Genomic DNA, 25,830 nt, shown 5'->3' on the forward strand with positions numbered 1-25,830 from the left:
GTTTCCAAGCGCCTGCACTCCCGGTGTGCGGGCCCACCACCATGAATTCAGCTTTCTCCATGCAGCGCAAGCGCTGCGACCAGACGCCTGCCTGGCAGCAACTGCAGCAGTATTTTGAGGCGACCGGCCAGCAGCTGGACGTGCGCGAGGCCTTTGTGCAGGATTCGTCCCGCTACGCCTCTTTCTCGCAGCAGGCGCCGCACGTGTTTGCCGATCTGTCCAAAAACCGCGTGGATGCAACCAGTCAGCAATTGCTGCTGCAACTGGCGCGCGAATGCGAGCTGGAGCGCTACCGCGATGCGATGTTTGCAGGCGATGCCATCAACCAGTCGGAAGACCGTGCCGTCATGCATTGGCTGCTGCGTCAACCCGAGGAGGGGCTGACGGGTTGGCTGCCGGGCAGCAACGCCGCGGTGCGCGGCGCGCTGCAGGAAGTCCATGCCAGCCTGAACCGGATGCTGGCGCTGGCCGAGCAGGTTCGTGCCAATCCGCAGATCACCGACATCGTCAATATCGGCATTGGCGGCTCCGACCTGGGGCCTGCCATGGTCGTCAATGCGCTGGAAGACTGGCGTATCGAAGGCAAGCGCTTTCACTTTGTCTCCAATGTGGATGGCCACGAGCTGGGCCATGTGCTGGCGCAGATCAGGCCCGAGTCCACCTTGTTTCTGGTGGCGTCCAAATCATTCACTACGCTGGAGACCATGGTCAACGCGCATTCGGCGCGGGAGTGGTTTGTGGCGCAGGGTGGCAGTGACGACCGTGCTGCGGCCTTGTCGATTTCCAAGCATTTCTGGGCGCTGACAACCAATACCGAGGCTGCCGCCCGGTTTGGTATCGATACCACCTTGGGTTTTTGGGACTGGGTGGGTGGCCGCTATTCGCTGTGGTCGGTTATCGGGTTGCCCATTGCGATTGCTGTGGGGGCGGCGCATTTTCGTGCGCTGCTGGGCGGCGCCCATGACATGGACGTGCACTTCAAGACCGCACCGCTGGAGTCGAACCTGCCGGTGCGCATGGGCCTGCTGGATATCTGGTATCGCAACTTCTTCGGTTTTGGTTCGCGCTGCGTGGCCCCATACAGCCATGGACTGCGGCGCCTCTCGGCCTACCTTCAGCAACTGGAGATGGAGAGCAATGGCAAGGGCATGGACGTGCACAATCAGGTGTTGCCGTATTCCACCTCGCCCGTGGTCTGGGGCGAGCCTGGCACCAATGGCCAGCACGCGTTCTTCCAGATGATTCACCAGGGTCGGGATGTGATTCCGGTCGAATTCATCGCTGCCCGCGATGGCGGCAAGACGCTGGCCAGCCACCAGAACAATCTGGTCATCAATGCCATTGCCCAGGCCCAGGCACTGCTGGTGGGGCGCACCGAGGAAACCGGCCCCCGATACTGCCCAGGCAATCGTCCCAGCACCTTTCTGCTGGTGGACAAGCTCTCGCCCACCACGTTGGGCGCGCTGATTGCGCTGTACGAGCACCGTGTATTTGTCAGCGGCGCTCTTTGGGGCATCAACAGCTTTGACCAGTGGGGCGTGGAGTTGGGCAAGCAACTGGCCAAGGACCTGTTTGCCCGGCGCGACCGCGACGACTGGCAAGGCGTAGACCCCTCCACGCAGGCACTGGTGGGCAAACTGGCGCCTTGACGACAGAGGCTGCTTGACACTGCGCTGCAGCATGTTGTTTCCAATTCGGTAATACATGCTTCCGAATCAGCGGTTGGGAATCCTCTCGGTCTCTGGAATACTTGTTCAGTTATTGCGCGAGCGCAAACTTTCGGGCCGGCCCTCACTCGGGGCTTTTCTGGATGGCGACCGCGCAGAGCCCACAGCACACTGACAAGGCTGGCGCAGCGGCCCGGTGATCGACCGGACTGCTGCATTCGTCATTTCCAAGGGGATACCAATAATGAAATTCAGCATCAAGATGGCGGTGGCGGCAATGGCCGTAGCCGCAGGCGGCGCAGCCATGGCGCAAAGCACGTTCGACAAGATCAACAGCACCGGCAAGGTGGTGATGGGCGTGCGTGAGAGCTCGGCACCCATGGCCTATGCCATTGGTTCCAACCAGACTTTTGGTGGCTACCATGTGGAACTGTGCGAGCGCGTGCTCAAGGAAATCGCGCCCAATGCCAAGATCGAGTACATGGCATTGACCGCGCAGAACACCATGCCGCTGGTGCAGAACGGCACGGTCGATATCGGCTGCGGCCCCACCACCAACAACCTCACCCGTCAAAAGCAGGTGTCGTTTGCGGTGACCACGTATGTGAGCCAGGTGCGCGCAGCGGTCAAGGCAGACTCCACCATCACCAGTCTCAAGCAGCTTGATGGCAAGAACGTGGCGGCCTCGGCTGGCACCACAGCCGTGCAGCTGCTGCGCAAGTTTGGCAAGGACAACAACGTCAACCTGCCCACCACGCTGGGCAAGGACCATTTCGAGAGCTTCATGCTGCTTGAGTCTGGCCGTGCCGATGCCTTTGTGCTGGACGACAATCTGCTGGCGGGCGTGATTGCCAATTCTGCGAACCCCAAGGGCTACAAGATCGTGGGAGAAGTGCTGGGCTCCGAGCCCATTGCCATCCTGTTCCGCAAGGACGACCCCGCTTTCAAGAAAGCAGTGGACGACAGCCTGACCAAGCTGATGAAATCCGGCGAGCTGGCCAAGGTGTATGACAAGTGGTTTATGCAACCGATCCCGCCCAAGAACATGTCCTTGAATCTGCCGATGAGCGATACCCTGAAGAAGCTGATTCAGGAACCCAACGACAAGCCGTTGGAAGCCTACGCTGACCAATAAGCGCTTCTCTCTGCCCTGAGTGCAAACCCAGCCTTGGCTGGGTTTTTTGTTGTCAGGCGCTGTCAGCACGCGATCCACAGAGCTTGTATGGATGCCAAGGATGTGGCGGTGAAAGGCTTTCAGACCATGCAGGCCGTGCAAATGTCGTCGCAATAGAGGGCAGTTGCGTAACTTTGATCTGTATTTGTATCGCGAAAAAAAGGGAATACCCTATTGCGATGGTGCAAGAAAGTATCGATTCAAGAATAAATGGTACCGGACTCGCAAGCAGGCATGCGGAAAATCCTCGGTCATACAAAACACCTAGGAGATGACATGAAGCGTTTTGCCCCAGCTTGTCTTGTGCTTGCTCTTGCCACTGCCGGATTTGATGCCCATGCGGACACCGAGCTCGTCATTGCTACCGTGAACAACGGCCACATGATCGAGATGCAGAAGCTCACTCCCTTTTTCGAAAAGGCCAATCCGGGGATCAAGCTCAAGTGGGTGACGCTGGAAGAGGGCACCTTGCGTCAGCGCGTGACGACCGACATCGCCACCAAAGGTGGGCAGTTCGATGTGATGACCATCGGCCTGTACGAAGCGCCGATCTGGTCGAAGAAAGGCTGGCTCAAGCCCATTGCGACCGATGCCGCCTATGACGTGGACGATCTGCTGCCCGCCATTCGCAGTGGCCTGAGCTACCAGGGCCAGCTCTACGCAGCACCCTTCTACGCTGAAAGCTCCATGCTCATGTACCGCAAGGATCTGGCTGACAAGGCCGGCGTGAAGTTCAGCGATCCACCGACATGGGCTGAGGTCAAGGATTTTGCAGCCAAGGTCAACGATCCCAAGGCGGGTGTATACGGTATCTGCCTTCGCGGCAAGCCTGGTTGGGGCGACAACATGGCGCTTCTGACCACCATGGTCAATACCTACGGCGGCCAGTGGTTCGACATGGCATGGAAACCCCAGATCGATTCCCAACCATGGAAAGACGCAATCGGCTTCTACGTTGATCTGATAAAAAAGAACGGCCCGCCAGGGGCATCGGCCAACAGCTTCAACGAAAACCTGGCGCTCTTCAATGAAGGAAAGTGTGCTCAATGGGTGGATGCGACCATTGCGGCGTCCTTCATCTCCGATTCCAAGCAATCAAAGGTGGCTGACAAGGTGGCATATGCACAGGCACCGGTGGCAGTCACTCCCAAGGGTGCCAACTGGTTGTGGTCGTGGAATCTGGCCATTCCAGCCAGTTCTTCCAAGAGCGAGGCAGCGCAGAAGTTCATCCGGTGGGCCACATCCAAGGATTACGTCAACCTGGTTGCCAAGGAGCACGGCTGGAGGGCAGTACCTACAGGCACGCGCAAATCAACCTACGCGAACCCGGAATTCCAAAAGGTTGCTGGATTCGCAGCAGCAGAGAAGCGCTCCATCGATGCGGCCAACCCCAATGCCGGAGAAAACACATTGCCACCATCGCCTTATGCGGGTGTGCAGTATGCGGCTATTCCCGAGTTTCAGGCCATTGGCTTTGCAGTGGGCCAGCAAATGAGCGCAGCGCTTGCAGGCAAGGTGCCCGTCGAGCAGGCGCTCAAGACATCGCAGACGATGGCGGAGCGTGAAATGAAAAAGGGCGGCTACTACAAATAAGGGCATTCGTGCTTCTTGTTTGTGAGCTCTCTGAGGAATACGCCCCTGCCATATCTCTGCACCCTTGGCTGCAGGGATGAGGGCGGGGCGTGTGAGAAGAGGTGGCACCTGCAGGTCCATGCATGCGCTGCGCCATTTCTCGCGTTCATGTTCATTGTTGTTAGCCGGAGTGCCCCATGCAACGTCTGCTGCCCCGCGCCCTGATGGCGCCTGCCGTGATTGCGCTCTTTCTCTGGATGATCGTTCCACTGTTGATGACGCTGTATTTTTCGTTCGTCAACTACAACCTCATGCAACCGGGCGAGCGCAGTTTCTCGGGTATTGATAACTTTCAGTACTTTGTCACCGATCCCGATTTCTGGCCTGCCGTGTGGAACACGCTGCTGCTCATTGGCAGCGTGATTGGCATCACCGTGGTGCTGGGAGTATTGCTGGCGCTACTGGTCAACGAGCCTTTCCCGGGGCGAGGTATCGTGCGGGTGTTGCTGATCTCGCCCTTTTTCGTCATGCCTGCGGTCAATGCGCTGCTATGGAAGCACATGATGATGAATCCGATCTACGGCATTCTGGCCGATCTGTGGCGCAGCTTTGGCGCCGAGCCGGTCGACTGGCTGACCGACTGGCCCTTGCTGTCGATCATCATCATGGTGTCTTGGCAATGGCTGCCTTTCGCCTGCTTGATCTTTATCACTTCTCTCCAGTCATTGGATCGAGACCAGATGGAAGCTGCGCGCATGGACGGTGCGAACGGTCCGCAGCGCTTCTTCTACCTCATGCTCCCGCATCTGGGGCGGCCGATGGCGGTGGTCATCATGATCGAGATGATCTTTCTGCTCTCGGTCTTTGCCGAGATCGCCATCACCACGGGCGGCGGGCCGGGCAATGCCAGCACGAATATCACCTACATGATCTTCAAGCAGTCGCTGCTCAATTTTGATGTAGGCGTGGCCTCTGCCGGTGCGTTTTTTGCAGTGGTGCTGGCCAATATCGTCGCGGCCTTCCTGATCCGCGTCATCGGAAAAAACCTGGATTGAGGAGACCCGCGATGTCATCGCACCCTTTCACTCTGCGCACCCTCGCTCCGACCGTGGTGCGAACAGTCGCTGCATGGGCTGTTTCGCTGCTGCTGTTCTTTCCGCTTGGTTGGCTGTTTCTCACGGCGTTCAAGACAGAACTGCAAGCCATTGCCGTGCCCCCGCTTTTTGTATTTGAGCCTTCGCTGGAAAATTTTGTCGAGGTGCAGCGCCGCAGCGATTACCTGCTGTATGCACGCAACTCGCTTATCACCAGTGTGGCGTCCACGCTCATTGGTCTGGCAATTGCACTGCCTGCGGCCTATTCGATGGCGTTCTTCCGTACCAGAAAGACGCGCGACATCCTGATGTGGATGCTCTCCACCAAGATGATGCCTGCGGTCGGCGCGCTGGTGCCTGTCTATGTGATGGCGCAGACCGCAGGCATGCTTGACAGTCTGCCTGCGTTGATCGTGGTATTTACGCTCTCCAACCTGCCCATCATGGTGTGGATGCTCTACACCAGCCTCAAGGATATTCCGCACGAAATTCTGGAGGCTGCACGCATGGACGGCGCCACGCTGTGGACGGAATTCCGCCATGTGGTGATGCCACTCATGGTGGGTGGTATGGCCTCCTGTGGCTTGCTGTGCCTGGTACTGAGCTGGAACGAGGCTTTCTGGGCGCTCAATCTCACCTCGGCCAAGGCGGGCACGCTGGCCACGCTGATCGCTTCGTACTCCAGCCCAGAAGGCCTGTTCTGGGCCAAGTTGTCGGCAGCGTCGCTGATGGCCATCGCCCCTATTGTGGTTTTTGGCTGGTTTTCGCAAAAACAACTGGTTCAGGGCCTCACCTTTGGAGCGGTCAAGTAACCGCAAGATGGAGACAACATCATGGCTTTCCTCCAACTCAAAAATATCCAGAAGAGCTTTGGCGATGCGCACATCATCAAGGGAGTGGATCTGTCGATCGAACAAGGCGAGTTCATCGTCTTTGTCGGCCCGTCAGGCTGCGGCAAATCGACCTTGCTGCGCCTGATTGCAGGTCTGGAGCCGGTCAGCAGTGGGCAGATGCTGCTGGATGGGCGTGACATCACCCACCTCCCCTCGGGTAAGCGGGATCTGGCGATGGTGTTCCAGAGCTATGCGCTTTATCCGCACATGAGTGTGTTCGACAACATGTCCTTTGCGCTCAAGCTTGCCAAAGTTCCTGCGCAGGAGATCAGGCAGAAGGTCGAAGCTGCGGCCGACAAGCTCAATCTCTCCAAGTATCTGCAGCGCACGCCCAAAGAGCTTTCGGGTGGCCAGCGCCAGCGCGTGGCCATTGGGCGTGCCATTGTGCGCGCACCCAAGGTCTTTTTGTTTGATGAGCCGCTCTCCAACCTGGATGCGGCGTTGCGCGGCAATACGCGGGTAGAGATCAAGAAGCTGCACGAGTCATTGGGCGCCACGACGATCTATGTGACGCACGACCAAGTGGAAGCCATGACCCTGGCAGACAAGGTGGTGGTGTTCAAGGACGGACTGATCGAACAGGTGGGATCGCCGCTTGCGTTATATGACCGCCCGGCCAACCAGTTCGTTGCTCAGTTCATTGGTATGCCATCGATGAACATGCTGCCAGCCAATGCGTTGCCTACGGTGTCCCAGCTAAGCGAAGGCCGATTGCCGGCGGATGGATTTGTCGGCGTGCGGCCCGAAAGCGTTCGCGTTCACCCAGGCCTGGCCCGTGGTATGTCGGGGCGCGTAGAGCTGGTGGAAGCTTTGGGGGCAGATACGCTGATTCACGTCAATATTGGCGGCATCACGATGATTGCGCGCCAGAACGATCGCACCGCGCTGCATGCAGGCGATGAAGTGGGCGTAGAGGTTGACCCATCGATGCTGCACCTGTTCAACCGGGAAGGCCGCAGCCTTGCCACTGCGTGATTTTGTAGTTCGAGTTTTTGGGAGACTTTTGTGACATCTATTCCTGCGCCGGCTGGCTTGGTGGTGCTCCATCTGGGATTGGGTTCGTTTCACCGTGCGCATCAGGCGGCTTACTTGCAAGCACTGCGCGGGGCGGGCGATGTGCAATGGTCGCTGGCGGGCGCCAATCTGCGGCCTGACATGACAGATGTATTGACTGCGCTGCGTGCGCAAGAGGGGGCATACACGCTGGAAACCGTATCTCCCGCCGGGGAGTATCGGTACGAGCGCATTGATGCCATCCAGGAAGTCCTCTCTTACGTACCGGGCCAGACAGCAACGGTGGCGCGTGGCGCCGACCCGGCCACGCGCATCATCTCGTTCACGGTGACCGAGGCTGGCTATTACCTGAACCACGAACACCAGCTGGATCTGAGCTATCCCGACCTGGTGGTGGATCTGGAGTGCGCGCGACGTGGGCAACTGCGTGCAGAAGGCAGCACGATCTATGGTGCGATGACTGCCATCTTGCGCGCGCGCATGGCGGCCAAGGCGGGGCCGGTGACGCTGCTCAATTGCGACAACCTGCGCCACAATGGCGAGCGCTTTCGGGCCGGGCTACTGGAATTCATCGAATACGCTGGCGATGCGCCGCTGCTCGCGTGGACCAAAGCGAACACGGTAAGCCCCAACACCATGGTAGACCGCATCACACCGCGCCCGCCTGCCGACTTGCGTGGCCGCGTGCGCCACGCCACTGGCTGGGATGATACTGTGCCAGTCACCGCCGAAAGCTTCATCCAATGGGTGATCGAGGACGACTTCATTGCAGGCCGCCCGGCCTGGGAGCGTGTGGGCGTGGAGCTGGTGCAATCCGTGCAGCCGTACGAAGAAGCCAAAATTCGCATCCTCAACGCCAGCCATAGCTGTATTGCCTGGGCCGGTACGCTCTGCGGGCTGCAATACATCCACGAAGGTGTGCGTACGCCGGTCATTCGTCAGATGGCTTACGACTATGTCACCAACGACGCCATCCCTTGCCTGAGCCAGGCTGGCAACGCCAGCCCCATCGACCTGCCCGCCTACCGCGATGTAGTGCTGGAGCGTTTTTCCAACCCAGCCATTCGTGACACCAACCAGCGTGTGGCGGCCGACGGTTTCTCCAAAATTCCGGGCTTCATTGCTCCGACCATACGCGAGCGCCTGGCGGTGCATGCAAACATCGACAGCGTCGCCATGCTGCCGGCCTTGTTCCTGGCCGTTTTACAGCGCTGGCATGCAGGCCAATTGAGCTATACCTACCAGGATCAAAGTATGAACCCTGTTGTAGCACATGCCATCTGTGCTGCCGCCGACCCTGTGGAAGCGCTGTGCGCTGACAGGATTTTGTGGGGTGATATTGCTGGCGATGCGCGTCTGACCGGCGCAGTACGCCGCGCCGCCAGGCAGGTTGCGCAGTTGCAGGCTGTTGCATGATGGTCGCACGGACTCACATGATCGGAGCGAGGGCATGACGGCATCGGTGCGCATCGTATTCATTGGCGAATCGCTGATCGACTTCACTGCCGCCAGCGGGCTGGCTTTTCAGGGGCATGAGGGTGGCGCGCTCACCAACAGTGCGGTGGCCTGCGCGCGGCTGGGGCAACCGACAGGCTTTGTCACCCAACTCTCGACAGATCTGTTTGGCGAGCGTCTGCTGGCTTATCTGCAAGGCAACGGCATCGACACCCGTTTCGTGCTGCGCAGCGATGCACCCAGCACGCTGGCCTTTGTGGAGCGAACGCCCACAAGCAATCGCTATGCCTTTTACATGCAGGGGACGGCAGACACGCTCTGGTCGCCAGCGGAGCTGCCCGTTCTGCCTGACAGCTGCCGCTGGCTGCATTTCGGATCCATTGCGCTGCTTCACGAACCGGCGGCCACACGTATTACCGAATTGGTTCAGGCACAGCGCGGGCAGCGCATGGTGCTGTTCGACCCGAATGCGCGGCCCAGCCTGATTGCCGATCCTGACAGCTGGCGCGAGCGTTGCAAGCACTGGCTGGCGGCTGCCGATGTGGTCAAGATGAGTGATGAAGATGCGGCACTGCTGGCCCCGGGGCGAGCGCTCGCCGATGTGGCGGCCGATTGCATGCGGCTTGGCCCGCGTGCCGTCGTCATGACGCGAGGCGGAGCCGGGGCAACGCTGTACCGCCCGGGTGCAGCGCCGCTGGAGGTTGCTTCGCCCCCTATCGAGGTGGCTGATACCATTGGTGCAGGCGATACCTTTGCGGCGGGTCTGTCGGTTGCCCTGCTGGAGCGTGGGGTTGAGAATGCCGCTGCGTTGGCTGCACTGCCGACGGATCGCTGGCGAGAGGTATTGAAGTTTGCCACTGCGGCCGCCGCCATCAACTGCATGCGTGAAGGCGCCAACCCTCCGCATCGTGCAGAGGTGGACGGCTTGCTGGCGCGCTGGGGCGACGCCTGAATGGCACGGCTTTGGCTTCCTGGTGCAGCTTGATGCGTTGCAGGCCCGGTTTTGCAGACATACAAAGGGAGAAAGTTTCATGACCCATCGTCTTTCCGGCCCGCAGCAAAGCAAGAGGCATCTGCGCTCAGCCTTGGTATTGAAGACTGCATCGTAGTGTCTGAGGCTTGATTTCGTCATGCGTGCATCTCCCCGTCCGGTCCAGATACGTCCTCGTCAGCAGCAACCCGAGCTGGAGCGTGAATTTCTGCGTTCTCCTGCCCTCGGCTATGAAACCCCGGAAGAAGCGGGCCTGGTGCGTTGCCTGGCGCACGGTTTTCCCACGCCATTGGCACGCTGGCATTTTCACGACGAATACGAGTTGCACCTCATCACTGCAACATCGGGTAAAGCATTCATCGGGGATTGGATCGGTCCATTTGAGCCCGGCCATCTGGTGCTGTGCGGACCGCGACTGCCACACAACTGGATATCGCTGGACACGGGCGACAACAGGGTGGACGAGCGCGATCTGGTCATCCAGTTTCTTCATGAACCCTTGCAATGCGCAGGCGAGAGCATTCCCGAACTATCCGATGTGATGCAACTGCTCAGCCGCGCGCGCTATGGCGTGGAGTTTTTTGGTGTGTCCAAACGCGCCCGCGAGCACTGGGATCGGATCAAGGCATCGCGCGGCATCCGGCGCTTTGGCCACTTCTGTGAACTGATGGCAGATTTGGCGCAGTGCCCGGACTACCGCTTGCTCTCCACCGTGCAGATGCAAGGCGACGGTGGCGCGGAGCAAGACCAGATCGGCCTGATTGTTGACCGCATCACCACCCACGTGGAAGACCCGATCAGCATGAGCGATCTGGCGGCTGAGCTGGGAATGACGGAATCCCGTTTTTCGCGGTTCTTTCGCCGCTCCACCGGCAATAGCTTCACCGATTTCGTCAACCGCGTGCGTATCAACAGTGCATGTCACTTGCTGATGCAGACCGACCACTACGTGACCGATATTTGCTACCAGGTCGGCTTCAACAATGTCGCCAACTTCAATCGCCGCTTCCTGGAGATCAAGGGCATGACACCGACCGAGTTCCGGCGGCAGGCGGATCATCGGTTTGGGGGCCAGCGGTGATGCTGCACGCTGGATATTGCAACCGGTTGGCATGCTCTTGCGAGCGCAGTTGGGGCAATACCAGTCCCTTTCCTCTGAGATCGTAAAAACGTTCTGAAAGACTGACTCATGTATCTCGGGCTGGATTTGGGCACATCTGCGCTGAAGGCATTGCTGTTGACGGATGAAGGCGACATCGCCGGCATGGCGGATGCGCCGCTTTCAGTCCATCACCCCGAGCCGCTGTGGGCAGAGCAGCACCCCAGCCAATGGGAGCAGGCGCTTGACGCCGTGATGACCGCGCTGCAGGGGCGCTACGCTGGTGCGTTGGCCTCGGTGCGCGGTATCGGCCTGTCGGGGCAGATGCACGGTGCGGTAGCGCTGGATGCAGCAGACACAGTGCTGCGCCCGGCGATACTGTGGAACGATGGGCGCAGCGCCCGGCAGTGTCAGCAACTTAGCCAGGCAGTGCCGCAGCTGGCACGCATTACGGGCAACCTGGCCATGCCAGGCTTTACGGCTCCCAAGCTCTTGTGGATGCGTGAGCAGGAGCCTGCGCTGTTCGCTCGCATCTCTCGCGTCCTGCTGCCCAAAGATTGGCTGCGCCTGCTGCTCAGTGGTGAAGCGGTGAGCGATATGTCGGATGCATCCGGCACCTTGTGGCTGGATGTTGCCCGGCGCGATTGGTCTGATGAACTACTGGCCGCTACTGGCCTTGCAAGGGCCCATATGCCGAGACTGGTGGAGGGCAGCGAAGCCTCGGGCTGGCTCCGACCAGCGCTGGCAAGGCGTTGGGGTGTCGGCACAGCGCACAGGGGCGGCGTGGTGATCGCAGGGGGCGGTGGCGACAATGCGGCCAGCGCCGTTGGCATGGGCCTGATCAACCCGGGCCAGGGGTTTGTTTCCCTCGGCACCTCGGGGGTGATCTTCGTTGCAGGCGAGCACTTTGCACCGAACCCGCAGCAGGCGGTGCATGCCTTCTGCCATGCGTTGCCGGGCCGCTGGCACCAGATGTCGGTCATGCTATCGGCTGCAAGCGCAGTGCGCTGGGCTGTTGGCAGCCTGGGCTTCAGGGACGAAGCTGCCTTGCTCGCTGCCGCCGCCTCGCTGGATGCGAGCGCGCGCGTGCATGCGCCGCTGTTTCTGCCGTATCTCTCGGGGGAGCGCTCTCCCCACAACAATCCCCATGCGCAAGGCGTTCTGTTGGGTTTGAGCCAGATACATGGCCAGGCGGATCTGGCGTATGCGGTGGTGGAAGGCGTGAGCATGGGCCTGCGCGATGGCCTGGATACGCTGGCGCAACCTGCCGGCGCGTTGGCGCTGGTTGGTGGAGGCGCGCGCAGCGCCTGGTGGTCACAGCTACTGGCGGACATCCTCGAAGTGCCTCTCACCTTGCATGCGGGAGGCGAAGTGGGCGGGGCGCTCGGAGCAGCCCGTCTGGCGCAACTGGCCGCTGGAGGTACGGTGAGCGCTGTGTGTGCGACCCCAGCAGTGCAGCGGTGCTTTGAGCCCGATTCCACGCAAGCAGAAGGCCACCAGAGGCGGCATGCGCAGTTCCAGGCCTTGTATGCACGGCTGCGAGCGCACTTCGATCCAGCAGCGAGCGGTATGAAAGGCCCATAAAGTCTCCGTGCTGATTCCCGGGCTGAAGTGCCGCCGGGCGCTACGGCCGCATGTTGCGGGTGCCTCGGGCGTATTCTGCCCCCCCGCGATATTGTGCGTATTTGGAACAAAGTCGCGCGCTATTGTCGTTTGACCGCGGGCAAGGCGGCTTCTAGCATCATGCGCAGCGAAGGATAGGCCGGCAGATGGCGAGAAAATCGCCACTAAATCCTATTTCTGTATGGTTTTCATGCTATTAAATTTATATTTGCAATGACTGCGTTTGTTCACCCCGATGAAGTCCGCGCGCGCTTTTCCCGCGCCATGTCCGATATGTACCGCGAGGAAGTGCCGCAATACGGCTCCTTGATCGACCTGGTGGCCGACGTGAACACGCAGGTGCTGCAGGCGCAGCCCCAGCTGGCGGCAGCCATGCAGCAGGCCGATGAATTGGCGCGCCTGGATGTGGAACGCCATGGCGCCATCCGTGTCGGCACGCAGCAGGAGTTGTCCACGCTGCGTCGCCTGTTTGCAGTAATGGGCATGGAGGCCGTGGGCTACTACGATCTGTCGGTGGCTGGCGTTCCGGTGCATTCCACCGCGTTCCGGCCGGTTTCCACACAGTCGCTCAACCGCAATCCATTCCGGGTGTTTACCTCGCTGCTGCGCCTGGATTTGATTGCCGATGCCGCCTTGCGCGACGAGGCTGCCGCCATTCTGGCCAAGCGCAATATCTTCACGGCACGGGCGTTGGCGCTGATAGCCCAGCATGAAGCCGCTGGCGGCCTGACGGACGCCGAAGCCACCGAGTTTGTGAGCGAGGCGCTGGAAACCTTCCGCTGGCACAGCGAGGCCACCGTGGACGCCGCCACTTACGACAAGCTGCACAAGGCGCACCGTCTGATCGCCGATGTGGTCTGCTTCAAGGGCCCGCACATCAACCACCTCACGCCGCGTACGCTGGACATCGATGCTGCACAGGCGGGCATGCCCCGGCATGGCATGGATGCCAAGGATGTGGTCGAGGGCCCGCCTCGCCGTGATTGCCCGATCCTGCTGCGCCAGACCAGCTTCAAGGCCCTGCAGGAAAAGGTGAACTTTCCCGGCGGCAGCAGTGACCAAGGCACGCACACCGCGCGGTTTGGCGAGATTGAGCAGCGTGGTGTGGCGCTCACCCGCAAGGGCCGCGCCCTGTATGACGAGCTGCTGGCCAATGTGCGCAGCATGGGCAATGCCGGTAGCGCCAGCGCCAATTACCAGGATCGCCTGCAGATGGCATTTGCTGCTTTCCCCGACACACATGAAGCCATGCGCAAGCAAGGCCTGGCCTTTTACCGCTATGTGCTGCAAAACGCCGATGCGGACGTGGCGCCAGATGCCATGGCTGATGCCGACATCGAGGAGCTGATTACAGGCGGCATGGTGCGCGCAGAGCCCATCGTGTACGAAGATTTTCTGCCCGTCAGTGCGGCAGGCATCTTCCAGTCCAACCTGGGAGGCGAAGAGCAGAAGCACTACGCAGCCAACCAGGCCCAACAGGCTTTTGAAGCCGACCTGGGGGCCAAGGTGCACGACGAGATCGCGCTGTACCAGTCGATGCAGGATGAGTCGCTGCGTGCCGTGCGCGCTGCATTGTCTGCCAGTGCCACTGAAAGCGTGGCCTGAGCCATGGGTGCGAGCATGGCAGGCAATACAGTAGACAACACGGCGCTGCTGGCCGAGCTGCAGGCCATTGTGGGCGCCAGTGGTGTGCTGCAGGGAGCCGATATGGCCGCCTACGAAGAAGGCGCGCGCTACGGCCAGGGCCACGCACGCCTTGTGGTGCGCCCGGCCAGTGTGGAGCAGGTGCAGGCGGTGGTGCAGCTGTGCGCGGCGCAGCGGATTCCGCTCTTGCCGCAAGGGGCCAACACCGGCATGGTGGGGGCCAGCACGCCCGACATGAGCGGCACGCAGATCGTGCTGAACCTGTCACGCCTGCGCGCCACCTGCGAGGTGGACGCAGCCAACCGCAGCGTGGTGGTGGACGCCGGCGTCACTCTGCAGGAATTGAATGAAAAGCTGGAGCCGCATGGCCTGTGGTTTCCCATCGATCTGGGCGCCAATCCATCGATTGGCGGCATGATTGCCACCAACACCGGCGGCACGCGCCTGATCCGCTATGGCGATGTGCGCGCCAACCTGATGGCGGTGCAGGCCGTGCTGATGGACCCTCCTGGTGAAGTGGTGGAGCTGGGCCGCGCGCTGCGCAAGAACAATACCGGCGTGGACTGGAAGCAGCTGCTGGTGGGAGGCTCGGGCGCTGGCGCCATTATCACGCAGGCCACCATACAGGTGCATGCGCGCCCCACACAGCGGGCCACGGCACTGGTGGTGCCTGCATCGGATGAAGCCGTGATGGAGTTGCTGCAAGCCATGGAGCGTGATCTGGGCGACTGGCTGGCCGCGTTTGAAGGGATTTCCGGCAACGCCATGCAGGCGGCCATTGACCATGTTCCCAATCTGCGCAACCCGTTTGCACCCGAAGACGCACCCGATTTCGCAATCCTGATCGAGCTGGAAGCCAATGCGGCCACCAAGTACAGCAATCTGGATCTGCAGGAGGCACTGAACGGCTTTCTGGAAGACCAGTTTGAATCGACCATCGTCAACGCCGCACTGGGCAATGCGCAGGAGCTCTGGCACCTGCGCCACAGCATCAGTGAAGGAGCGCGTGCGCTGGGCAAGCCGATTGCGTTCGACGTTTCCGTACCGCGCTCGCGCATCATGGAATTCTGCCGCCAGGGCCGCGCACTGGTGGCGCGAGACTACCCGTTCCTCACAGTGGTGGACTTCGGTCACATTGCCGATGGCGGCGTGCATTTCAATGTCATCTGGCGCAAGGATGCCGCCGAGCTCTATGACGCAGCGGTGGTACAGCGCCTGCGCGATGCGATCTATACGATGGTGGTGCAGGATTTTGGTGGCAGCTACAGCGCCGAGCACGGTGTGGGTCCGCACAACATCGCCTACTACCGGCAATTCACTCCTGTGCTGCTGCAGCAATGGGCCGATGGCTGGCGCGAGCGGCTTGATCCGCAGCACCTGTGCGGCACGGTAGATCTGGGCGTGGCCAAGTGACAGTGCGTGCGCGGTCTGGCAGATGCTTTCAAAGGCATGGCTGGCAGCGTGCGCCTTACTGCAGCTTGCAGTAGAAGAGCGATCAAAAGCCAATAGGGACAGGCGCTGCAAGCGCTCTTTTGTGATGCGTACAGGGCGCAAACTCTGGTGTGCAACCAGCCTGTCCCACCAGATTTCCTATTCAAGAACAACAAGGAGACACACAACCATGTCATTTTTCCGATTCACCCCGGCGTTCGCCAATCCGCAGGGCTCGCCAATCCGCGAACTGTTTCCCTATCTCAGCCGCCCTGGCATGATCTCGCTGGCCGGCGGCTATCCGTCGCCCAGTCTGTTTGACCAGGAAGGGCTCGCAACAGCGGCGGCCCAGGCCATGACCACGGGCGCAACTGCGCTGCAGTATGGCGCCACCGAAGGCTCACCCGCACTGCGCGAGCAGTTGGCCGCACAGTGCCAGGCGCGCGGCATCCGCTGTGCTGCCAGCGACGTGCTGGTGACCACCGGCTCCCAGCAGGGCTTTGATCTGCTGCTGCGCGTGTTGGTGCAGCCTGGTGATGTGGTGTGTGTCGAAACGCCCGCTTATCCGGCCACCATCGCTGCGCTGCGCCAGGCCGGCGCCCGTATTTTGAGCACGCCGGTAGATGGCGATGGCCTCAACGTGGATGCGCTGCAGGTGTTGCTGGAAGAATTGCCTGCGCACGAGCGCCCGCGTCTCCTCTACACCGTACCCAATTTCTCCAACCCCTGCGGTACCTTGCTCACGCAGGATCGGCGGACCAAGCTGGTGCAACTGGCGCTGCAATACGGTTTTGTCGTGGTGGAGGACGATCCCTACGGCGAACTGGCTTTTACAGACCAGCGTCCCGCACCAGTCTACGCGGCTGCACAGGCTTGGTTGCAGGCGCAAGGCGGTGAGGGCGAGAACCCGGTTGTCTACCTATCGAGCCTGTCCAAAACGGTTGCTCCTGGCTTGCGCGTAGGCTGGATGGTGGCCGACCCCGCCGTGCTGCGCCGCTGTACCGTAGCCAAGCAGACCAACGACTTGTGCACATCGCCGCTGGCGCAAGCGGTGGCAGCCAGCTACCTGCAGTCGGGCCGTTACGCCCAGGCGGTGGCTGCGGCGTGTGCAGAGTACCGCCGCCGCATGCAGGCGCTGACCAATGGCATGAAGGCGAAATTGGGGAATCTTGTGCAGTTTGTGCAGCCTGCAGGCGGCATGTTTGTCTGGCTCACATTCGACAAAGGCATTGATCCGCAAAAGCTGTTTGACGCGGCGGTTGCCGCCAATGTGATCTTTGTGCCCGGCAAGGCCTTTTATGCCGACAACGCCGATCTGCATTCCATGCGCCTGTCTTTCGCTGCTCCGGATGTGGTGCAGATCGAGCAGGCGGTGGAGCGGCTGGCACAGGCATTTGCACAGGCGCGATAAGGATAGGTTCAAGGCTCCGGCGCTTTGGCGCATGCAGGCCCGCGGTTTCATGGAATCGCGGGCTTTTTCACACCGGGGCTACGCTAAAGTGGTATGACCCTCTGGTTCGTCGCCAGTCAGCTGCCTTGCATTCTTTGGCGCGTGTCCTCGTCCACCGCCTGGCGCAGCGCAGCAAACAGCGGCGTGGCATCGGTGTATTGACGGCCATAGGAGAGGTTGAAGCCGTAGTTGAAATCGGCAGGGTTCTGCCCCTGGTTGTGCTGCAGGATGGTTTCCAGCTTGTCCAGCGCCTTGACCGCCCGGGCCTCGGGGCTGGCCGCGTCTTCGTATTCCTGCCACAGGGCCAGCAAGGCATCCTGCTGTGCGGGCTCCAGCGTTTGGCTCAGTTGCAGCAGATCACTTTTTTCCTGCGCGCTCTTGTCGGGATGTGCTCCCTTGTCGATGGCGGGAATATCGCCGTGAATGGCCTCGCCCAGGTCGTGAATGATGCACATCTTGAGCAGTTTGCACATGTCGAGCGGGCCGAGCTCCTGCTCGAATGTCATGGCCATCAGACACAGCCGCCAGCTGTGTTCGGCGGTGCTCTCCGGTCTGCCGGTGGAAGTGTGCGCACTTCTGAGCACGCTCTTGAGACGCTCAGCCTCGCGCAGGAATTGCAGCTGGCCCAGGAGGTTCTTGTTTGTCATGGATTCTTTGGGGTGAACGTGTTTCAAGACCAAGCCTATCGGATCTGCCTCTATCCATGTGGCGTGGGGACTTCGTGTGTTTTCCATCCTGCACAAATCACATCGCGTGGGCTTATGAACACATGCGCGACAGCACTTGTACAGGGCGACCTCTAGCATGGCATGCATTGGGCCCAGCAAATCACAGACAAGGAGTGCCGCATGGCCGCAGGAAACTGGACACGCCGATGGGCAATGGCTGCTGCATGCACGGTGGCCTTTGCAGCGCAGGCCGCGTACCCGGACAAGCCGATCAAGATCATCGTTCCCGGTGTGGCGGGTGGCAGTCCCGATGTGCTCACGCGCCTCATTGGCAACGAGCTGTCCAAAAAACTGGGCCAGCCTGTGGTGATCGACAACAAGGGCGGCGCGGGCGGCAACATCGGCATCCAGGCCCTGGTCAGCGCGGCGCCCGACGGCTACACGCTGGCCTATGGCAACAATGCCACGCTGACGACCAATGAGTTTCTTTTCAGCCGCCTGCCCTACAACCCGCAAACCCTGGTGTTGGTGGGCGGCATTGCCACCACCAGCAGCCTCCTGCTGGTCAACAACAACGTGCCTGCCAAAACGGTGGCCGAGCTTGTGGCCTATGGCAAGAAGGCAGACAAGCCCTTGCAGTATGGATCGGGAGGCATTGGCACCACCAGCCATCTGGGGGCGGAGCTGTTCAAGACGAAGATGGGCCTGCAATCGGCTGAGCACATCCCTTACAAGGGCTCGCCGCAAGCCATGGGTGATCTGATGGCTGGCAGCTTGCAGTTCTATTTTGAAAACATCGTGACCGCTGCCCCGCAGGTACAGGCTGGCAAGGTGCGCGCGCTGGCGGTAACGAGCAAGGAACGCTCGCCCCAGTTCCCCGATCTGCCGACAATGCAGGAAGCCGGGGTGCCCGGTTTTGTGATGAACGCCTGGGGCGGCCTGGTGGCACCGCCGGGCACACCGCGTGATGTAGTGATGACGCTGAACACTGCACTGAACGATGTGCTTAAAACTCCCGAGATCATTGCGCAGCTCGACCGGATGGCTTTCAAGCCTCTGGGCGGACCGCCAGAAGCCTTCAAGGCCTTGGCAGATTCGGAGCGCGCGCAATGGGGCGCCGTGGTCAAGGCCAGTGGCGCCAAGGTGGATTGATGATTTCTGATTGAGAATGGCTGTCAGCGCTTTCTCAGATTACGCTGACAGCTTCAGTTTTTATAGTATTTTTATCGTGTTGAAACCCGGGGCTGCACCATGGCAGAACAGCATTTTGAGATATTGATTCGCGGTGGCGAAGTGATTGATGGCAGCAAGCGCCCGCGCTTCAAGGCCGATGTGGGCATCCGCGCGGGCCAGATCGCGGCCATCGGCGATCTGCAGACTGCCTCGGCCGAACGGGTCATCAATGCGGCAGGCAAGATCGTCGCGCCCGGCTTCATCGATTCGCACACCCACGACGACCAGGCATTGCTGCTGCAGCCTCAAATGGAGTTCAAGGTGTCGCAAGGCGTGACGGCGGTGGTGACTGGCAATTGCGGTATCAGCGTGGCGCCACTGTTGCCGCAATCACCCATGCCCGCGCCGCTCAATCTGCTGAGCGACGCGAAGACCCGGTTCTCCACCTTCAGGGAATACCTGGCAGCGCTCACCGCAGCGCCGCCTGCCGTCAACGTGATTCCCATGGTGGGCCACACCAACCTGCGCGTGCTGGCGATGAGCGATCTGGACCGCGCAGCCAGCCAGGACGAGATTGCGCACATGCAGGCGCTGCTGCGCGAGGCGCTGTCGGCGGGCGCCGTGGGCCTGTCCACCGGCACCTACTACCCACCGGCGGCCGCCGCCACCACCGAAGAGGTGAGCGAGGTAGCCAGGCCCCTGGCCGAGTTCGACGCGCTGTATGTGACCCATATGCGTGACGAAGGCGCGCACTGCCAGCAGTCCATCGACGAAACCCTGCAGATTGGCCGAGGTGCGCAGGCAGCCGTTGTCATCTCGCACCACAAGCTGGCAGGTCAGGCCAACTGGGGCAATTCAGCCAAGACCCTGCCGCAGATCGAATCGGCCATGCAGTGCCAGTGCGTATCGCTCGACTGCTATCCCTACCACGCCAGCTCTACCATGCTGCACCTGCAGGAAGAGCGCCTACCCGGCAAGATTCTGATCGCCACCAGCGAGCCGCACCCGGAGCTGCAAGGCAAGGAGCTGGGCGAGATTGCCAGGGAGTGGGGAGTCTCCCGCGCCGAAGCATCGGCCCGCCTGCAACCAGCCAGCGCCATCTACTTCAGCATGGATGAGCGCGATGTGCAGCGCATCCTCCAGTTCGAGCCCACCATGATCGGCTCGGACGGCATTCCGTCAAACGAGCGCCCGCATCCGCGACTGTGGGGCACCTTCCCGCGTGTGCTGGGCCACTACAGTCGTGATGTCGGCTTGTTCCCGCTGGAGACGGCCGTCTGGAAGATGACGGGCCTGACCGCCCAGGTCTTTGGCATCGAGCGCCGTGGTGTGCTGGCCGAAGGCAACTTTGCCGACGTGACCGTGTTCGACCCACACACCGTGCGCGACACCGCCACCTTTGACGACCCGATGCAGGCCGCCGCAGGCATTGACTGCGTGATCGTGAACGGCGCTCTCGCCTACAAAGCGGGCACCTACCTGGGAACGCGCACGGGCGCGGTGCTCAAACGCACGGCACCTGCCAAGAAGAGCCCTGGGGTGCTTGTGTAGGTATATTTCTGATGAGGCAGTCTGTTTGCGCAAATGTAGTGGCGTTGCATGCTAGTTAATTAATAGCAAATTTGTATGTAAAAAAATAGACGACACCTGCATGCATTGTTTCAGGGATGCATTTTGAATAGCCGCACACGATAGATACTGGATGCATTCAGGTTCTGGGTTTGTTTCTCTTTGCCTTCAAATACCAAGCTATTGGTGGCTACATCCCAGTGCATAGGCTGCAGGTTGTAGGGGTTGCGAAGTTCTTGTTGGGATTTTTCGAGCCACATGGGAATATTCGCGGGAGATTGTCGTTCCTTCAGCGCTTGGTATTGAAGCCGAACCAGTCGGCGGTAGCCCTCGATGTCAGAGACTCGGTGCATATAGCTGAGATAGATCGAGTAAGAACTAGAAATGCCAATAAGGCATCTGCCTACCGCATTGCGCATGTCTAACCAAGAGCGGCCACAAGGGCCACCTATTGAATCCAGCAGTTCTTGGTATCCGGTATAGGTGGAGTCTTGGATATGTGCAGGAAGTTGGCTGATGCTCCTTACTTGGTCGAGGTTTCGAATGCTCGTGTTCAGGGTCTCACCATGTAAAAAGCCGATATTGATCAAATGGTTCGCCATGCGCTCCCACAGGTCTGGCGAGCCAATCTGTTTTTCAAAGAACAGCGCGTTGTAGTTGACGTCTTTGATGGATGCATATACGCCCGCCATGAATTGCTTTTCGCCTGCGAACGCTGAATTCAAGCTAGGGGCAGGGGATTGAAGCAGGGCGTTGATGGCTGAAGATACCGCACCTGAGGTGTTGGGTGTGGTATGGGCAATTGCATTGCTCAGCCAGTGCAGCTCCCGATACTGCAAGGCCAATGCAATCACGCTGGTGATCAGGCTATTGGAGCTTTCCGCCAGTTTTATGCGCAATACGGAGGCCTGCGCGACATGCGCGATTGCATCTGCCTGCTTTCCATCCTGCCATTCCAAGGCGGCCATGGCGAGCCACAATTCGTGGCTGCTTTTCAGTAGTGAGTAGGGGGGCAGGTCGGAATAAAGATAGTGAGGCCATGGGTTGCTGAATTGCTTGGCATTTGCTGCAGCATCCAGTCGCCAAATCAGCGCCTGGTTAGCGCGAAAGGTTGATTCAATGGTTGCTTTGTGCTTCTGGTACCACGCAAAACAATCTGCTTCGCCTTGTGGGCAGCGCAGTTTGGTCGGCATGATATTGAACTCACCCTTTGCTCTTTCAATGGTCGGGGGCATGCCTTGTGTAGTGGCCGGATGCACTTGCACCCAGGCATGGCGCTCAATCTCGCGCGCTAGGCGTTTGCGCCCGAGCTCCGCTGCGGTCGTTACAGCATTTTTGTCGGCGGCATCCCATGGCGCATCCAAGCCCGCGATGATGAGTAATCCATTGTCTTGCCATTGCGCTTTAGTCGGTGGCGTGTATTGCATGGCCTGCTTGGCTTCTTCGCTCAGCGGATCATCGTTCCAGTTGGCAATCACCATCCATGCGTATAGGCTGAAGGCCAGCAGCACGAGAAAAACCAGCAAATAGCCTAATGCTTTGAGGCAGTAGCGCAGAATTTTCATGGGTTAGGGGCTTGGGCCATAAATAGGGGTTTTTGCCCAATCTACCATGCAGAATTAAAACGCATCTTTATCGCTAAATCTGCAAAGATCGCTCGTCTGTTGGGTGCCACACAATCGCGATTGACAGCAACGTCGCTCAGCAAGCAGGTATGAAAAAACCCGGCCGCCAAAAGGTGCCGGGTTTTCTTTATCGAGCTCTGGCGCAGAACGCCACGGCCCGATGGTGCGCTATGACAGCGGCGGCAATTACATGCCCATGCCGCCCATGCCACCCATGCCGCCCATGTCAGGCATTGCAGGGGCTGCTTCAGCCTTGGGGGCTTCTGCGATCATGCACTCGGTGGTCAACAGCAGCGATGCGACGGACGCAGCGTTCTGCAGTGCGGTACGGGTCACCTTCGTTGGGTCCAGGATACCCATTTCCAGCATGTCGCCGTAGGTGTCGTTGGCAGCATTGAAGCCGAAGTTGCCATTGCCCTTAAGCACGGCATCCACTACCACCGATGGCTCGCCACCAGCGTTGGCCACGATTTCGCGCAGAGGCGCTTCGATGGCCTTGAGCACCAGCTTGATACCGGCGTCTTGCTCGGCATTGCCGGTAGCCAGGCTGCCAACGGCTTGCTTGGCGCGCAGCAGGGCCACGCCACCGCCGGCCACAATGCCTTCTTCCACGGCAGCACGGGTAGCGTGCAGCGCGTCTTCCACGCGGGCCTTCTTTTCCTTCATTTCGACTTCGGTGGCAGCGCCAACCTTGATCACGGCAACACCGCCGGCCAGCTTGGCCACGCGCTCTTGCAGCTTTTCACGGTCGTAGTCGCTGGTCGCTTCTTCGATCTGGGCACGGATTTGCTTGACGCGGGCTTCGATTTCAGCAGCTTGGCCAGCACCGTCGATGATGGTGGTGTTTTCCTTGCCGATTTCGACGCGCTGGGCTTGGCCCAGGTCTTCCAGGGTCACCTTTTCCAGCGACAGGCCGACTTCTTCAGCGATGACCTTGCCACCGGTCAGGATGGCGATGTCTTCCAGCATGGCCTTGCGGCGGTCGCCGAAGCCAGGAGCCTTCACAGCCACTACCTTCAGGATGCCGCGGATGGTGTTGACCACCAGGGTTGCCAGGGCTTCGCCTTCGACGTCTTCTGCAATGATCAGCAGAGGACGGCCGGCCTTGGCCACGGCTTCCAGCGTAGGCAGCAGGTCACGGATGTTGCTGATCTTCTTGTCGAACAGCAGCACGAAGGGGTTGTCCAGAACAGCGGCTTGCTTTTCTGGGTTGTTGATGAAGTAGGGCGACAGGTAGCCGCGGTCGAACTGCATGCCTTCAACGACGTCGAGTTCGTTGTCCAGCGACTTGCCTTCTTCGACGGTGATCACGCCTTCCTTGCCGACCTTGTCCATCGCGTCAGCAATGATCTTGCCCACGGATTCGTCGGAGTTGGCGGAGATCGAGCCAACCTGGGCGATTTCCTTGGAGGTGGTGGTGGCCTTGGATTGCTTCTTGAGCTCTTCCACCAGGGCTGCGACAGCCTTGTCGATGCCGCGCTTGAGGTCCATCGGGTTCAGGCCAGCGGCCACGTACTTGGAGCCTTCGCGCACGATGGCCTGGGCCAGCACGGTAGCGGTGGTGGTGCCGTCACCGGCGATGTCGTTGGTCTTGGAGGCCACTTCCTTCACGAGCTGGGCGCCCATGTTCTGCAGCTTGTCCTTGAGTTCCACTTCCTTGGCCACGGACACACCGTCCTTGGTCACGGTAGGGGCGCCGAACGAGCGCTCCAGCACCACGTTACGGCCCTTGGGGCCCAGGGTTACCTTGACGGCGTTTGCCAGAATGTTCACGCCTTCAACCATGCGTGCACGTGCTTCACCGCCGAATACTACGTCTTTTGCTGCCATTTTTGGCTCCTACAAAGATTGGGTTCAAATATGCTTCCAGGGCTTGTATGTCAAGCGCTGGTAGCTATGAAAATTGAATGAACGAAAAGATTACTTTTCGACGACTGCGAACAGGTCTTCTTCTTTCATGACCAGCAGCTCGTTGCCGTCGACCTTCACGGTCTGGCCGGAGTACTTGCCGAACAGCACGCGGTCACCGACCTTAACGCCCATGGCGATGGCTTCGCCCTTGTCGTTCTTCTTGCCTGGGCCGACAGCCAGCACTTCGCCCTGGTCAGGCTTCTCGGCTGCGTTGTCAGGAATGTAGATGCCCGAAGCCGTCTTGGTTTCGTTTTCCAGGCGCTTAACGATCACGCGATCGTGCAGAGGACGCAGGTTCATAACAACTCCTTCAATATCAAATACCGGGTTTTGATGGAAAAAGGCCCAGCGCAAAGGGCCAAGCCTTGAGTGCAAAACGGTCAGGAATGTGGAGTTAGAGCCAATAACACAGCCCGGCAAATCGTAGATTTACGGTTGAGACGAAGCGCAAGGCAGCAGGCAGTACAGACGTACGACAAGGCTGAGCAACGACGTATCAAAGGTTGTGTTGGCGGCGCTTAGCACTCCACCCCTTCGAGTGCTAATAATAAGGGTGTTTGATGACAGTTCAAGAGCGGGGGGTTAAAAAATCGGTGCTGGCCGCTCGTAGTCTGGCAGGGTTTCAGGCGGAAATGGGTATAAGCGTTTGCAGTACAAGCGCAAGAAGCTATTAAAATAGGAGCAAATTGGGGCCTTCGTATCTTTTGAAGGAAGCCATCAGTCTGCGAGATCAATCCTCAAGGTGGCAGCAATCATCTGCACCAGCAGGGTTTCAGCCGCCAGGTAATCGGCGGTTTCGAGCTGGTTTTGACCCAACAGCAGGGCAAACTGCGTGCGCTGGTCCACATAGCCCTGGGTCAGCGCCCAGATGGTGAACATCAGATGGGTAAAGTCGACCCGCGCTATCAGGCCTTGCGCGGCCCAGTATTCAAACACCGCGACATTGGCCGCCAGCAGCGGGGCAATGCGCTCGCGTACGGCGCCACCCGCAAAAGGGGCGCCTGCAATCATTTCCTTGGTGAACAGCTGGCTGGCAAAGGGACGATTGCGTGAAAACGCAAACTTGGCGCGGATGTATTCGCGGATCTGCTGGCGCGGATCCCCGTCTTTGGACAGGTTTGTCATATGGACAAGCCAATCGTCCAGCAGCGATTCGAGCACGGCCTGGTACAGCGCCTCTTTGCAGGGGTAGTAGTACAGCAGGTTGTGGCGGCTGAAACCAGAGGCCGCACCAATGGCCTCAAGCGAGGCGCCCTCGAAGCCATCGCGGGCAAACACTTCTTCGGCGCAGGCGAGGATGTGGTTCTGCTTGCGCAGGCGTGCCGCAGACGGGCCACGCAGCAGGCTGTAGCCAGAAGGAGAATCCGCAGAAGCGGCTGAGGACGGTGACGCGCTGGACATGGCAACTCACAAGCTCGGATGGCGCCGCAAATGAGGGCGGGAACCTACCTGCATATTGTGCGGCCAGATGCCGCGTTCATTGCGCACTTTGATGCATAACAAATTGAACCCAGGCTTTCAGGTGTACGAAGTGTCCACCATTCGCGCCCTCACCGCTGGATATGGATGTAATTGGTAACGAGTTGCTCTGAACGCTAGTGTTTTTACCAATGCGTAAAATTTTGGCAGGGCTTTTAATGGATTCAACAGCGCTGCGGCAACAGCAGTGCAGAAAGATAAAACACCCACGATGAGGGCCTGATGAACCCTCCCCGGTTGGTGCAGCTTTGGAGGCGGATGGATTGCATGGCATTCCGGTCCGCCTGGTGAGTTGTGG

20 protein-coding genes are annotated in these 25,830 nt (G+C 59.8%); 15 read left to right on the top strand and 5 right to left on the bottom strand.

Translation table 11 applies throughout. The annotated features are described in order from the left end of the window. Nucleotides 1–41: 41 nt before the first annotated feature. From pgi to HNP33_RS07450, 13 genes are all read left to right on the top strand, one after another. Complete coding sequence (gene pgi, locus HNP33_RS07390; protein WP_184706876.1) at nt 42–1,649, top strand: glucose-6-phosphate isomerase; 1,608 nt, start codon at nt 42–44, stop codon at nt 1,647–1,649. 262 nt (nt 1,650–1,911) lie between these two features. Then, entirely contained in the window at nt 1,912–2,802 is an 891-nt protein-coding gene (locus HNP33_RS07395; protein WP_184706878.1) for a transporter substrate-binding domain-containing protein, read from the top strand. Between the two features lie 315 nt (nt 2,803–3,117). Then, the gene (locus tag HNP33_RS07400) at nt 3,118–4,434 is read left to right on the top strand and encodes an ABC transporter substrate-binding protein (protein WP_184706880.1); all 1,317 of its coding nucleotides are present in this window, start codon (nt 3,118–3,120) and stop codon (nt 4,432–4,434) included. A 176-nt stretch (nt 4,435–4,610) separates the two neighbouring features. Then, a complete protein-coding gene (locus tag HNP33_RS07405) occupies nt 4,611–5,468 on the top strand; it encodes a carbohydrate ABC transporter permease (RefSeq protein ID WP_184706882.1) in 858 nt (285 codons plus the stop codon). 11 nt (nt 5,469–5,479) lie between these two features. Further along, on the top strand, nt 5,480–6,319 hold the full coding sequence (locus HNP33_RS07410) for a carbohydrate ABC transporter permease (protein WP_184706884.1): 840 nt from the start codon (nt 5,480–5,482) through the stop codon (nt 6,317–6,319). A gap of 21 nt (nt 6,320–6,340) precedes the next feature. Beyond that, the gene (locus HNP33_RS07415; RefSeq protein ID WP_184706886.1) at nt 6,341–7,375 is read left to right on the top strand and encodes an ABC transporter ATP-binding protein; all 1,035 of its coding nucleotides are present in this window, start codon (nt 6,341–6,343) and stop codon (nt 7,373–7,375) included. Between the two features lie 63 nt (nt 7,376–7,438). Continuing rightward, on the top strand, nt 7,439–8,830 hold the full coding sequence (gene dalD / locus HNP33_RS07420; RefSeq protein ID WP_184707159.1) for a D-arabinitol 4-dehydrogenase: 1,392 nt from the start codon (nt 7,439–7,441) through the stop codon (nt 8,828–8,830). Nucleotides 8,831–8,876: 46 nt separating this feature from the next. Beyond that, nucleotides 8,877–9,821 (top strand): carbohydrate kinase family protein, encoded by a 945-nt coding sequence (locus tag HNP33_RS07425; protein WP_184707161.1) that lies wholly within the window; start codon nt 8,877–8,879, stop codon nt 9,819–9,821. A 178-nt stretch (nt 9,822–9,999) separates the two neighbouring features. Continuing rightward, a complete protein-coding gene (locus tag HNP33_RS07430) occupies nt 10,000–10,941 on the top strand; it encodes an AraC family transcriptional regulator (RefSeq protein ID WP_184706888.1) in 942 nt (313 codons plus the stop codon). Nucleotides 10,942–11,049: 108 nt separating this feature from the next. Continuing rightward, entirely contained in the window at nt 11,050–12,543 is a 1,494-nt protein-coding gene (xylB, locus tag HNP33_RS07435; protein WP_184706890.1) for a xylulokinase, read from the top strand. Between the two features lie 252 nt (nt 12,544–12,795). Next, on the top strand, nt 12,796–14,187 hold the full coding sequence (locus HNP33_RS07440; RefSeq protein WP_184706892.1) for a VOC family protein: 1,392 nt from the start codon (nt 12,796–12,798) through the stop codon (nt 14,185–14,187). Nucleotides 14,188–14,202: 15 nt separating this feature from the next. Further along, nucleotides 14,203–15,639, top strand: coding sequence for an FAD-binding oxidoreductase (locus HNP33_RS07445; RefSeq protein ID WP_184706894.1), 1,437 nt, complete (start codon nt 14,203–14,205; stop codon nt 15,637–15,639). Between the two features lie 208 nt (nt 15,640–15,847). Then, entirely contained in the window at nt 15,848–17,068 is a 1,221-nt protein-coding gene (locus tag HNP33_RS07450) for a PLP-dependent aminotransferase family protein (protein WP_184706896.1), read from the top strand. Nucleotides 17,069–17,184: 116 nt separating this feature from the next. On the opposite strand, the gene HNP33_RS07455 is transcribed toward HNP33_RS07450, so the two are convergent. Then, nucleotides 17,185–17,754 carry an HD domain-containing protein gene (locus HNP33_RS07455; protein ID WP_184706898.1) on the bottom strand — a complete coding sequence of 190 codons (570 nt, stop codon included), beginning with the start codon at nt 17,752–17,754 and terminating at the stop codon, nt 17,185–17,187. A gap of 201 nt (nt 17,755–17,955) precedes the next feature. Here HNP33_RS07455 and HNP33_RS07460 point away from each other — a divergent pair, with 201 nt between their 5' ends. Together HNP33_RS07460 and HNP33_RS07465 are read left to right on the top strand one after the other, a co-directional pair. Beyond that, nucleotides 17,956–18,927: a Bug family tripartite tricarboxylate transporter substrate binding protein gene (locus tag HNP33_RS07460; RefSeq protein WP_184706900.1), complete on the top strand. Its 972-nt coding sequence runs from the start codon at nt 17,956–17,958 to the stop codon at nt 18,925–18,927. Nucleotides 18,928–19,026: 99 nt separating this feature from the next. Continuing rightward, nucleotides 19,027–20,499: an N-acyl-D-amino-acid deacylase family protein gene (locus HNP33_RS07465; protein WP_184706902.1), complete on the top strand. Its 1,473-nt coding sequence runs from the start codon at nt 19,027–19,029 to the stop codon at nt 20,497–20,499. A 110-nt stretch (nt 20,500–20,609) separates the two neighbouring features. Here the strand turns inward: HNP33_RS07465 and HNP33_RS07470 are convergent, their stop codons facing one another. From HNP33_RS07470 to HNP33_RS07485, 4 genes are all read right to left on the bottom strand, one after another. Next, nucleotides 20,610–22,082 carry a hypothetical protein gene (locus tag HNP33_RS07470; protein ID WP_184706905.1) on the bottom strand — a complete coding sequence of 491 codons (1,473 nt, stop codon included), beginning with the start codon at nt 22,080–22,082 and terminating at the stop codon, nt 20,610–20,612. Nucleotides 22,083–22,328: 246 nt separating this feature from the next. Further along, nucleotides 22,329–23,972, bottom strand: a complete 1,644-nt coding sequence (gene groL / locus HNP33_RS07475; protein ID WP_184706907.1) for a chaperonin GroEL — start codon at nt 23,970–23,972, stop codon at nt 22,329–22,331. Nucleotides 23,973–24,062: 90 nt separating this feature from the next. After that, nucleotides 24,063–24,353, bottom strand: a complete 291-nt coding sequence (gene groES, locus HNP33_RS07480; protein WP_184706909.1) for a co-chaperone GroES — start codon at nt 24,351–24,353, stop codon at nt 24,063–24,065. Nucleotides 24,354–24,770: 417 nt separating this feature from the next. Then, a complete protein-coding gene (locus HNP33_RS07485; RefSeq protein ID WP_184706911.1) occupies nt 24,771–25,454 on the bottom strand; it encodes a TetR/AcrR family transcriptional regulator in 684 nt (227 codons plus the stop codon). Nucleotides 25,455–25,830: the final 376 nt, after the last annotated feature.

Origin of the sequence: Comamonas odontotermitis (assembly GCF_014207855.1) — a bacterium.
Lineage (GTDB): Bacteria > Pseudomonadota > Gammaproteobacteria > Burkholderiales > Burkholderiaceae_C > Comamonas > Comamonas odontotermitis_A.